8 protein-coding genes and 1 pseudogene are annotated in these 12,554 nt (G+C 42.3%); 3 read left to right on the top strand and 6 right to left on the bottom strand.

Translation table 11 applies throughout. From position 1 onward, the window contains the following. Window positions 1-499, bottom strand: a 499-nt coding sequence (locus tag WN50_RS02330) for a transposase (protein ID WP_049557701.1), incomplete at its 3' end; no start/stop codon positions are given. Between the two features lie 769 nt (window positions 500-1,268). Between WN50_RS02330 and WN50_RS02325 the strand changes: the two genes are divergently transcribed. The 3 genes from WN50_RS02325 to WN50_RS02315 all read left to right on the top strand — a co-directional run bounded on the left by WN50_RS02325 (window position 1,269) and on the right by WN50_RS02315 (window position 5,147). Next, window positions 1,269-1,664, top strand: a complete 396-nt coding sequence (locus WN50_RS02325) for a hypothetical protein (protein WP_046281615.1) — start codon at window positions 1,269-1,271, stop codon at window positions 1,662-1,664. Between the two features lie 33 nt (window positions 1,665-1,697). Continuing rightward, window positions 1,698-4,445 carry a C2 family cysteine protease gene (locus tag WN50_RS30735; RefSeq protein ID WP_342586727.1) on the top strand — a complete coding sequence of 916 codons (2,748 nt, stop codon included), beginning with the start codon at window positions 1,698-1,700 and terminating at the stop codon, window positions 4,443-4,445. 258 nt (window positions 4,446-4,703) lie between these two features. After that, window positions 4,704-5,147 carry a hypothetical protein gene (locus tag WN50_RS02315; protein ID WP_200906194.1) on the top strand — a complete coding sequence of 148 codons (444 nt, stop codon included), beginning with the start codon at window positions 4,704-4,706 and terminating at the stop codon, window positions 5,145-5,147. Between the two features lie 341 nt (window positions 5,148-5,488). Here the strand turns inward: WN50_RS02315 and WN50_RS36820 are convergent. The 5 genes and pseudogenes from WN50_RS36820 to WN50_RS02285 form a co-directional block, all read right to left on the bottom strand. After that, window positions 5,489-8,559 (bottom strand): annotated as a pseudogene (locus WN50_RS36820) (DEAD/DEAH box helicase). Between the two features lie 313 nt (window positions 8,560-8,872). Beyond that, entirely contained in the window at window positions 8,873-9,697 is an 825-nt protein-coding gene (gene larE, locus WN50_RS02300; RefSeq protein ID WP_046279877.1) for an ATP-dependent sacrificial sulfur transferase LarE, read from the bottom strand. 38 nt (window positions 9,698-9,735) lie between these two features. Beyond that, window positions 9,736-10,332 carry a DUF5357 family protein gene (locus WN50_RS02295; RefSeq protein WP_049557691.1) on the bottom strand — a complete coding sequence of 199 codons (597 nt, stop codon included), beginning with the start codon at window positions 10,330-10,332 and terminating at the stop codon, window positions 9,736-9,738. 5 nt (window positions 10,333-10,337) lie between these two features. Continuing rightward, window positions 10,338-10,847: a filament integrity protein FraC gene (gene fraC, locus WN50_RS02290; RefSeq protein ID WP_046279876.1), complete on the bottom strand. Its 510-nt coding sequence runs from the start codon at window positions 10,845-10,847 to the stop codon at window positions 10,338-10,340. Between the two features lie 482 nt (window positions 10,848-11,329). Then, window positions 11,330-12,490, bottom strand: coding sequence for an RNA-guided endonuclease InsQ/TnpB family protein (locus WN50_RS02285; RefSeq protein ID WP_046279879.1), 1,161 nt, complete (start codon window positions 12,488-12,490; stop codon window positions 11,330-11,332). Window positions 12,491-12,554 lie beyond the last annotated feature (64 nt).

Genomic DNA, 12,554 nt, shown 5'->3' with positions numbered 1-12,554 from the left:
GAACATAATATCCATCGGCTCGACGCACAACACTCACTCGTTTAATCTGCTTTTTCTGGTAAAAATGTAAATCGCGAGTTCCCCACATTCTAAAAGTTCCAGCTTTGAAACCATCCCTAAATGTAATGGTTAATCGGTCATCCGATAACACCCATCCATCAACTTTGTACTCGACTGAGCCATGAGTTTGATGCTTCTTAAACTTAGGAAAACCTTTCTTGCCCGGAACCTTTTTCTTGCAATTATCAAAGAACCTGGCGATAGCACTCCAAGCCCTTTCTGCACTGGCTTGACCGGCTTGCGCTGAAAGTTTTTTGCACCATTCAAATTGTTCTCTGAGTATTTTGCAGTATTTATTGAGGTCATATCTATTGACCCCTTTGTTCTCCATCCAGTACCTCAGGCAACTATTGCGAACAAAAAGGGCGGTACGAATCATCTCGTCCAAGATGACGTACTGCTCGTTTGTTCCTCGTAATTTTGCCTCAAATACCAACATGGCTGTTTTGACTCTATGTCATTAAGTTTAACAATTGATACGGAGATTGTAAAAAGCGGACAGGTCGAATGCCTCGCTTTTTACCTGGGGTGTCCATGTACCTACCCCCAAATCAAAGATTATGGAGGCAGTGCTATAGCCCCCCAGTCCCCCCGTTAAGATAGTTTTTGAGCATTACAGAAAATCATCAGATTTGAGACTTGACCCTGGTATTGAATAATACACTTTAACCTGGATTTTCAAATTCAGCCAACCTGCTTTTGATCCGTCCGGCATAATCGCGAGATTTGCCGTGACGACGGGGCTTATAAACTGCGCGGGAGACCCCCGCAGACAGCCCCTCAGAAATGGCAGTCTAAACTTTGATTAATGCAACGGCACGTCCTGTCCTTCAATGTATTTTCTCAACATTGTTGAGGGGGAGAAGGCGATTGCAGATTGAGGGGTTTTGGGTTGTGGGCGAGCGCCGATTATTTATGTTAATTATCTCAGTTTTTTTTGATTTGTGTTGAGGATTATTTATTTAACAGTTGCGTGTAATTCATAGCCTATCATGGATTGCTCCATCGGTTCAGTAATTCTACGGAGAACAAGCCAATTTTTGATACTTTTTAAATCTCTCAAAAAGCAGTGTTTTTACTGTGGCTTTTTAGGCGGAAGTTGATTTAATATCGTATTCAAGGCTAGTGTAAATAATACCAACTATGAAAAAATTACATTGGCATTGAGTATAACAATTTAGAACCAGTCAAGGTTAAGAGGCTGTTTTATGTTTTTAATTTCAGGGGAAGATGATAGCAGCAACTTACTTTCATCTAACTATTCCAGGATTCCAGAGTTACAAACTAACTCGGAACTGATTGTCGGCTGTATCTCTTCACCAGTAGCCAACCCATTACTAACAGCGACAGTCGAGCCAACAGTTCCCACCGTTGATTTTGTATCAGCTTCTTCCCTGGATCAAGCCAGAGATGTAGGGTTCTCAAAAATGAAGCAAATCCTGCAAATATTTGCTGCTGATCCTGAGTTTGTAGACAAGATAGAGCAAGCTTTTGGGAAAAATTTAGATCCAGAAAAACTCCAAAGTTTAAAGCAAGATTGGTTAACGGGCGAGTTGATTGAATTTCCTGAGAATGAAATCGTATCTCAGCCAGAAATTGCCTGATGAAATGGGGCTTTTGATCAGAAAAATGCCAAAATTTATTTCGCTCAAGAATTCCTAGAAGCCAATACTAAAAACCCCGATGTTATTGCTGATGTTGGCTTAGAAGAATATGGTCATTTTATTGATTCTCTTCTTAATAGTTCAGATACTCCTGGAGATGAGGGAGAACACTTTGCAGCAGTTGTTCAAGGCAAAACCTTAACCCCTACTGAACTGGCAGCAATTCAGGCAGAAGATGATACCGCTACCGTTGTTATAGACGGTCAAACTCTTGTTATTGAACAGGATAATACTTTAAGCACTGCATTTGATATTGGAACGCTGGATGGTACACGCTCATTCAGTGGTTGGGTTGGTAGTACAGATACCAATGATCACTATCGTTTTTATGTTGGGAGTACCAGCAATCTTAGCCTGATTCTCAATGGATTAAGTGCAGATGCAGATGTGCAATTACTCAATAGCAGTGGTAGTATTATTAGCTCTTCAAGTAATGGTAGTTCAACGGCTGAATCTATCACTCAAAGCTTAAGTCCTGGCACTTACTATGTTCAGGTTTATCCCTATGGCAGTGCTAACACAAATTACAACTTATCTCTATCTGTTCCTACCACTACCTTTAACATGGGTGTAAATCAAACCCTATCAGGTAGTTTAAGCACCACAGACCCCAGTAACTCAACTCGCACTGGTTCCTACAAAGATGATTATCGCTTGACGGGAGTTACTGTTGGTCAACCGGTGAAAGTTAACCTCAACTCCAGTGCTTTTGACGCTTATGTACAAATTATCAATGAATCTACAGGTGCAGTTGTTACTTACAACGACGATGCTAACGGGACAAACAATTCTGAGTTAACGTTTACACCACAGTCGGGTGTAACTTATTTAGTTCGAGTCACCAGTTTTTCTTCTGGGATCACAGGAGCTTACAGTCTTTCTACCACTTCCACTCCACCCACTAATGTTACAATTACGGCCTCAGATAGCAGCGCTGCCGAAACTATATCAGGACAAACCGCTAACCCTGGTCAATTTACAATTACCCGTACAGGTAGCACCGCTAACGCTTTAACTGTTAACTATACTGTTGCAGGAACAGCGACAAAAGGAACAGATTATAGTAACCTTACAGGCAGTCTAACGATTCCTGCGGGTTCAACCACAGCAACTCTACCCGTTAATGTAATTGATGATAGTACCGTTGAAGGTTCAGAAACATCAGTTGTGAGTTTATCGAGTAGCAGTGCTTACACTTTGGGAAGTACCTCAAGTGCCACAGTTACAATTACCGATAATGATGCCGCAGCCATTAACATGGGTGTGAATCAAACATTATCAGGTAGTTTAAGCACCACAGACCCCAGTAACTCAACTCGCACTGGTTCCTACAAAGATGATTATCGCTTGACGGGAGTTACTGTTGGTCAACCGGTGAAAGTTAACCTCAACTCCAGTGCTTTTGACGCTTATGTACAAATCATCAATGAATCTACTGGTGCAGTTGTTACTTACAACGACGATGCTAACGGGACAAACAATTCTGAGTTAACGTTTACACCACAGTCGGGTGTAACTTATTTAGTTCGAGTCACCAGTTTTTCTTCTGGGATCACAGGAGCTTACAGTCTTTCTACCAGCTCTGGCAGCAGTGACTGGTTTGCCCAAAACATTCAAGACCCTGGTTTACAGTCAATTGCTCGTTCTCGGGCTTCTGACAATGTTCTAGATCGTAACGACATGATCGCTATTTTGCGAGATGCTAAAGATGGCAGTGTGATTGATGCAAATGAATTGACCAGCTTACGAACTTTAGTCAATAACGCCAGTCGTTTTAATATGCCAGACTCTGTTCGTGTTCTCTCGAATAAAATTGTGAATAGTGATCCCGCTAACCAACGTTATCAAGGTAGTTCCCTGGGAAATTTGTTTGCTGGTAGTAGTGGAACTCAGATGGACAACTTAATTAATAAGTGGTTTTTAGGTCTTGACCGTCCGAGTACCCCTTATACCTATCAATATGCCACGGGTTCTCTATTTGTCAACGGGGCAACTTACCAAGATATTGATCAAGGTGCGGCTAACGATTGTTACTACCTAGCCAGTTTAGCTGCGACAGCATTTCGCTCTCCGAGTACAATTCAAAATATGTTCATTGACAATGGAGATAACACCTATACTGTTCGCTTCTACAACGGTGGAGTAACAGACTATGTGACTGTGGATCGATATTTGCCGACTTCATCAGGATCACCGACTTATGCTCAAACACCTAATGGTGAACTGTGGGTTGCCTTAGCGGAAAAAGCCTATGCTCAAGTGAATCAGTCTGGTTGGATTCAGCAAGATGGCACAAATAGTTATAGTGGTATTGACTATGGTTCGGGTTACTATGCTATACCTCACATCACAGGACGTATCACTAGCAGTGTATACGATCCTAGTGGAATCGTTAATACCAATGCCATCATTAATGCTTTCAACGCAGGTAGCATGATTACTGTAGCTTCAAAAGATTCAGGTGTTGCATCAAATGTTGTTCCTAATCATGAATATACCCTAGTGGGTTATAATTCATCAACTCAGCAGTTCACTCTATACAACCCTTGGGGAGTGAATGGGGGCCACTTGTATGGAACATTCAAGCCAGGACAATTACAGCTAACTGCATCTCAGCTTTCACAAAGTTTTACTGCCTGGGCTTATACGACCAACAGTGGACTAGCAGAATATGGAAGTAGCACCACTTTACAACCTGAACTTTCCGGCCAGAAAATTTAGTTAAAGATGAGTAAAAGTTGAATAGAATACTCCCAGAAAGAGAGTCTGGAACATATATTTCCAGATCCTCTTTTTTTAGATGATTTTTAAATTTATAGCCCCTGACTCAAATTCTGTTTATACCAAGGGGCTAGGGGAAGAAGGGTATAGAATCAAGGGTTTTAGGAAATCAGAACGTCTTAACCGTCTTGGCGGCTGCTATATATGCTCATTAAAATCAGTCTAATTGCTCTATCATTGATCTTTTTTATGCAGTTTTTGAGTTCTCAAATTCATGACAATACACAAGTCTTGAATTTATTATTTCAACCATCTCTTGCTTCTACAAGTGTACAAATGAAAATTATTTCTCTCTCAGTCCGTGAAGAAAGGAGACTTCCCTCTGGAGCAACTCCTGATCCCAATCGAGATATTGGATTTGCTTCTCTATTGATTCGCCTAGAAAATCCTCAAGAGAAAACCCAGATAATAGTTCTTGATAAAATTGAAATAAAAGGTGTTTTAAATCCTGTAGTTTATTGTATAAATAATGAGCCTAAAACAATCGATTTAAAACCTTTGGAAAACTCTGATATGGTTTTCCATTTAACCAATAAAACGGGATATATTGGTCAAGATAGAGTCAAAGCTTTCATTTATTATCGAATCAACAATCAGAAAGGCATTTTAGAGTCACAATCTGTTGCAGTAGATCGACTCTGAGGAATGAAAACTAAATAAAGCAGGTTATTGTTCACAACTCCTTTGTCTCTTGGTGGTTAAATTAATCCGATCTCCCGTACTTCTACTTAGAAACTAGGGGAATGAAAAGATGCGATCACAACGATAATCAAATAAAAAGATGCGATCGCCTTTCTTATATTAATCGTTGAAAAAGGGCGATCGCTCTTTTTTTATTTAATTTATAGAAAAGCGATCGCAGTCTTTCAGGTAATGACTAACTTTCCAGCACTTTGAGAAACCCGGTTTCTGCCATCACCTTTGTTCAATCATCAAAAGATAGTTGAAGAAACCCTGTTTCTGAGAAGTCTTTTCCTTATTTCCTATTCAACATCTTCATTAATCGGATATCGATCTAACATTTTTTTAGCTTCCGATGCTTTTTGTTTAAGAATCGGATTCAAATGAGGAACATGAGGAATTTGTGAGAGAAAATCCAAGGTTCTTCTAATCATCCTGACCAAATCTCCCTCATCTAAACTGGTATGTTCAACTAACTGTAACCAATCAATTCCTTGACCCCATTGTTCAATAATTGAACTTAAATTTTGATGTTCCCAACGTTCCGGTAAGACCAAAAACTCCACTTGATAATGACTTTGAATCTTAATCAAATTTTTTCGCAACCCCCAAAGTCGTTCTAAAGCCGCCTGTACGGGTTGTGAAAGTTGATAATCTGTCCAAGTATCCGATCGCGAAATTTCAGTCACCAACGCCGCACAAGCCGCCGCTAATTCAGCCGGTTCTAAATCATCAAATTCCCCGGACATCAAAGCAATTCCCAACCATAATTCGTTATCTCCCCGCAAAGCCGCCGTCGCCTGACCTAAACGAGTCGGTTGCAATTCATCTAACGCTTCAAACTGTTGTAAAATCAAGATCAAATCGAGAAACTTCTGCCAATAATGACCCTGATTTGCCTCAATTTCGGCTTGCAATAACCGAATTTCATAATTCAAATCCGTCCAACGTTCTCGACGCTTTAACAACTTTTGGGGTTTACCCCATTCATACAACGGATGGGTTTCTAACTGGTTTTCAATGTCACTAACTTGCTGCATTTGAAGCTGCACTTCTGGAGGAATTTCCGGCAGAGAAACGTCAGGAATTTGTTGAGCGATCGCATCACTGAGGGTATCTCCTTTGCGCTTCTGACCCAATTTATAGGGAATATCAGGAATATCCATATAATCAACTGCTGTTAACCGAGGAATATCCCCATGCAACGCCACCACATCCGACGCCCCCACCACATACCAACGGTTATCTTGACCCAAACAGAGAAAATAGGGGGCTTGACCCGGACTTGGTGTTTGAGCGACTAATACCGCCGCCAGGGGTGTGTCTTCAGGACTCCTGGCATTGGAGACGTGTTTTCCTCTGAGACTGACAATTGTACCCAACACGGCAGAAACCAGCGCCTGAGACATCCCCGCAGTTCGAGTTTCCTCAGCTTGATCTTGTAAAAGCTTTAACAAGCGTTTTTCTTCCCGTAGACGGGCTTGTAACTTCTCGTAATGAGTGATGACAGTTTCCAACTCATCGATGCTTTTCCCCGCCTCTAAGCCCAAATTTGCCTCAATATCAGCCAGTTCCGCTTGCAGTTGCTGCATCTCAATTTCTTGAGGCTGAAGTGAGGCGGTAGACAAATATTGACCAAAACTGCGTTCAATTAAAGCTTTTGCCTGTTCTAAACTATGAGTTTGCAGCAAATTCAACACCATGCCATAACTCGGGGTAAACTGACTGACTAAGGGATCGGGTTCTTTTGTCGTCAAATGATAGGCTTCTTCCGCGCCTTCAAAGGGCGTTTGTACGGTTACAACATGACCTAACAAGTCCATTCCCCGACGTCCTGCCCGACCTGACATTTGCAAAAATTCTGAAGGTTTCAATAGACGAATTCCTTCATCAGTGCGTTTGGAGAGGCTAGAAATTACGGTTGTCCGGGCAGGCATATTAATTCCCGCCGCGAGAGTTTCGGTGGCATAAACGACTTTAATTAAACCCAGGGTAAATAATTCCTCAACTAACATTTTCCACGTCGGTAATATTCCAGCGTGGTGAGCGGCAATTCCCAAATACAACGGTTCGATGCTACGAGTTGCTGAGACATCGTTGTTATGGGCAAAGATATCAATTTTTTCTCTTAACAGTGCTGCTTCTTCTTCATTCACCAGAGAAATAAAGCCAAGTTCATGGACAGCGTAGAAACATTCTTCGACAGCCAGATCACAGCCTCGGCGACTGAAAATAAAATAAATCGCCGGAAGCATTTCTTCTTCTTGCAATTCATAGAGAACATACAAGGTTTCAGGCACAAATAGAACCTTGACTAAACCTTGCCGAAAGAGTTCCGCCACAAACATTCTAAAAGGCGGAGGCAGTTCTAAATGGTAAGTGGCAATACCCCGATACAAAGCATCTAGAGATTTAAAATTTCTCAGTTTGGGGTTGGTGGTTAAAAAGCTGTTAATGGCACTGCCTAAACGTTCCGCTTCACTGGAATTGACAAAAGAAAGGCGTTCAATTTTCGGATCGACAACAGCGCGATCGCAGCCTTTGCGGCTAGAAATAAAGTAAATTGTCGGTAGAGTGCCTTGTTTTTGCAGTTGCTTGAGGGCATTGACCAAGCTTTGACCCTGTTGTTGGGTGTGGAAACGAGAGCGGCGGTTGTCGTATCGGTTATTGTGTCGTTTTTTGGGTTTGAGGTGACGGTTAATATCCGTACCGTTTTCGTTGAGGAGGGGAAAGAGTCCTTGAGTGTTACAAAAGTGAAACTGTAGGGGAACGGGGCGAAAGTCAGAATAGATCAGTTCGGTTGGCCCGTGAACTTTGCATAACCAGTCCGTGAGTTGATCGCTATTGGCGATAGTGGCTGACAGCGCCAGCAGTTGAATTTCCGGGGGACAATAGATAATTGATTCTTCCCAAACAGTTCCCCGAGTGCGATCATTCATGTAGTGACATTCATCGAGGACAACCGCTTCTACGCCTTCGAGGGAAGTCCCGACTTCTCCGATGGGAGTTCCGTAGAGCATATTTCGGAAGATCTCGGTGGTCATCACGACAATAGCGGCTTCTCGGTTCATGGAGAGATCGCCCGTGAGTAATCCTAGTCGTACTCTACCCCGAACCGTTCTCGAAAGTCTCGTAATTTTTGATTAGACAGGGCTTTGAGGGGAGTTGTGTAAAAAACTCGTTTTCCCCGACTAAGAGCGCGGTAGATGGCATATTCCCCGATCAGTGTTTTTCCCGAACCTGTAGGGGCGCAAACCACAACAGATTTACCCGCATTCAGAGCATCAATGGCTTCAAGCTGAAACGGATCGAGTTGAAAGGGAAAAAGTTTGTCGAGTTCGAGCTGTTGGGGGTTCTGGGTAGAGTACGACACTAGGATGATGTTGAAACAATCAAAGGACTAAGTTATCCTTTTTAACCTGAAGGTCAGTTCAGATCATAAGGTCTTTTATCAATTCTAAGCTTTTCTTCGAGAGGCGTAGGCGGACACAGGACGAAGGAGAGGGGGTAGAAAGCAGGAGATCGGTATTTCTCCTGGGGAATATGGACGATCATCAAATTGTCACATCGGGCGATAGTCTCTACAGAAGTTCCCCTGACAATAGGGTTAGCGTTTAACTGTCGCCTGCTCCCTGCCATCTCTGTTATGGTAGGGTCATTTTATGACTAGACTTTGTGGACAGTTTTTAAGATCGTCCCAGGACTTCCGGCGTTAACACTTGGTTTAATTTTCCACTGCGATACCCTTCTAGGTCTAGGGTGACATAAACAAACCCAAATTCCTGAAAGGTTTTAACCAATTGTGACAAATCTGTTGTGAATACAAATTCTTTGATTTGATCGGGGGGGAGTTCAATGCGAGCGCTATCTCCTTGGGAACGAACTCGCAAATTTTGCCATCCCAGTCGCCGTAAATACAGTTCTGCTCGTCCGACTCGTTGTAATTTGGTGAGGGTGATTTCTTCCCCATAGGGAAAGCGAGAACTCAGACAGGGTTGAGCGGGTTTATTCCATCCCGATAAATCTAATAATTTGGAGATTTCCCGCACTTCGGCTTTACTAACACCAACTTCGGCTAAAGGCGATCGCACTCCTCGTTCAATAGCGGCTTGAATTCCCGGACGGTAATCCCTTAAATCATCAGCATTCACGCCATCAACGATATAGGAATATCCCCATTGTACCGCTAGCGGTTTCAGGCTGTCATGGAGTTCGCTTTTACAAAAGTAGCAACGATTTATCGGATTTGAAGTATAGTTAGGATTTTCCATTTCATGGGTTTGGATCTCCTGATGACGAATGCCGATTTCTGCGGCTTGAATGCGGGCTTCTTCTAAATCTTCAGGGAGTAATGACGGAGAAATCGCGGTGACAGCCAGGGCGCGATCGCCGAGTACATCATAGGCGATTTTGGCAACTAAGGTGCTGTCTACTCCGCCTGAATAGGCAATTAATGCCCGCTCCATCTCGTTCAATAAAGATTGTAATTTCTCTAACTTTTGGATAACCATTGCCTTCTTGTCTTGCGTAAATTTCCCTTTTCTCTAGTTTAAAATATTTGTTCCTTAAATTGAGCATCTAACAGAATAGATTCAGATAACGGGACTTGAAAAGCGGCACGGGGTAGAGTTCGGTTCGGATTGAGATAGGGACTATTTTCACTCTGTTGAAAAATTAGCAGATAGATCTCAATCCAGCAACTCAGCAAGAGATGAATTAAGATGATAATTAATAGAATTTTTCGACCCAAAAGGGGCGGGGATTTTTTTGGATTTCTACTTTTTAACCATTCCACAACCACCAGCAAAATCGCCGCAATTACCGGCCATACTTTTAAAGCTAAAGTGGGTTCGGTTTCATCGGTTCTTTGATAGATGAGTAGACTAATTAAAGTGGCAATCAGCCAAGGACTTAACGGAAAACTTCCGAAGATAAAAGGCGGCTGGCTGGCTCGCCAACCTAAACTAATAGTGAGGAGTATCCAGCCGATAGCAGCAATTGTCTCTTGATTATAATCCGTTGCGATAAAGGAGAAACCCCAAATGACAATACTCACCAAGAGCAACGTTTTCCAATGTATAAATCGCGGCGGCATTACCGGATTCACAACAGTTCTAAATCGATCTATATTCGTTTTCCAGGTCATGGTTACTAGAAGTTAAAGACACGGATTTCAAAAATGGAAAAGAGTAGGGTTAGAAAGTAACTGATGGTATGGGCTTTCGTTACCGCTTTTAACTGATTCCCCCATTGATTCATTGCCAAAGCGGAGGTATCTGTTGCAGGTTCTTGAGTTCGATTCTCTTTTTCAAAAACAAACTCATTTAAGATCAATAGACCCATCCATTTCGCGAGCAAGAAAATGAAAAAATAAAATAAGGTCAGGATTAAAACATCGGGTGCTATTTGTTGAAAGTCATCTAAAATCAAATAGATCACTAAATGTCGAGCGAGATCAATCGTGACAAGAGACTGTGTGAATGAAAAGACAACTCCTCCGCAGATTTCGGCAAACATATTAATAATTAAAGCATATTCAACTCCTTGTTTGGGACTGATTTCTAACTCTCTTTTGTAAACCCAAGACTCAATAGTAATTGTAATCAAAAGACGTACAAATCTAAATAAAATTGCCCGAGCTGCTAAGATGGATGGTGACATACATCAAACCTATTAACCTAAATAATTACAAACCGCGTTGCTCCGTCGCCATAACCTGAGAAAAAACTATTCTACCTCTGTCCTGTTGTGATCGAACCAACTTAAGCGATCAGCATGAGCGTACCTGTTGATTTTGACAACATTGCCATTGTGAATTGAGCAGATTTTGATCTAGATTAGATTCAAGCATTGTGACTTAATCGCAAGTGGAATGAATCCTGTTAATCCGGTTGAGGGGATTGCCCTTTGCTAAACGGCTCTGTATGTTTAGACAGAACAATCAACCTCCAAGTCTAAATCTATCATGTTGATGTAAACTCGTAGAGTGAACTTATCAAGCCGCAACCCAACTCTGTGATTGATCTCCCAGGTGCAGGAGACTCCGCTCATTCGCTTTAAGTACAACGCCAGTTGCGACCTCATCTCAATTGCACTCACACCTTGACATCCTCCTCTCCGTAAACGAAGGGGATTCCCAAACCTTACGATTTGGGTTTCTGTTTCTTAGCACCTGCCTTCCGAGACTTGCTCTCTTCCGGTCTTATAGTCGCTCCACAGACTGACACGGCAAGCCCTGCCGCCAAAATGTTTATACTTGCGTTGATATCACGGTCATGGTGAGAGTTGCATTTAGGACAATCCCATTCCCTGATATTCAACGGCATTTTTTCTACAATGTAACCACAATTAGAACATCGCTTTGAACTAGGGAACCATCGATCTATTTTGATCAGTTCCCGCCCATACCACTCCGCTTTATAGGTAAGTTGTCGGACAAGTTCTCCCCAGTTCGTATCACTAATTGCTCTAGCTAGCTTATGGTTTTTGACCATGTTCTTTACAGCCAAATCTTCAACTACTATCGTTTGATTTTCACTCATTAGTTGAGTTGTTAGCTTGTGGGTATGGTCGCGCCTGCAATCAGCAATTTTTGCTTGGATTTTAGCTACCTTAACTCTTGCTCTCTCTCTGTTCCTTGAGCCTTTGGTTTTTCGGCTTAAAGATTTTTGAGCCAGCCGAAGTTTTTTGTAAAGTTTATCGTAATGCTTGGGATTAGAAACCTTCACTCCATCGGAAGTGGTAAACAGACTGCTGATACCAAGATCTATCCCCACTTTTTTATTGACGGGCTTGAGTTTGTGGTCTGTTGGGTCGTCAATTCTCAAAGAAACAAACCATCTTCCACTCGGATCTAATTTGACCGTTATTGTTGAGGGTGTACAACCAGTAGGAAGTTGACGACTCCATCGAATGGGTAAAGGTTCAAAGCACTTGGCAATATAGACTTGACCCTCTTTAAACTTGAAAGCCGACTTGGTAAATTCGGCACTGCCACCGTTACGTTTTATCTTGAAGTTTGGGTATTTTGCCCGACCCGCAAAGAAGTTACTGAAAGCGGTTTGTAAGTGCCTTAAACTCTGTTGAAGGGGAACACAACTGACCTCATTTAAGAAGTCTAATTCCTCCTCTTTCTTCCATTCCGTCAGCATCGAAGAGGTTTGAGAATACCCAACCCGTTCAAAGCGTTCATACCAAGCCTCGGTTCGTACCGCCAGTGCCTTGTTGTACACCAGTCGCACGCATCCTAACGTTCTCCTCAACAGGTTTTCCTGTTCGGGAGTGGGTTGCCCTAAGCCAGATATGTCACCATTCTGGCTCGGCTTCAGAACGTAACGTGAGACTTTCACCTCATTACGCTCCTCTCTC

The sequence above is a fragment of the Limnoraphis robusta CS-951 genome (genome assembly GCF_000972705.2).
Note: the sequence above shows the minus strand (reverse complement) of the source record. Positions and strands in the feature narration are given on the sequence as shown.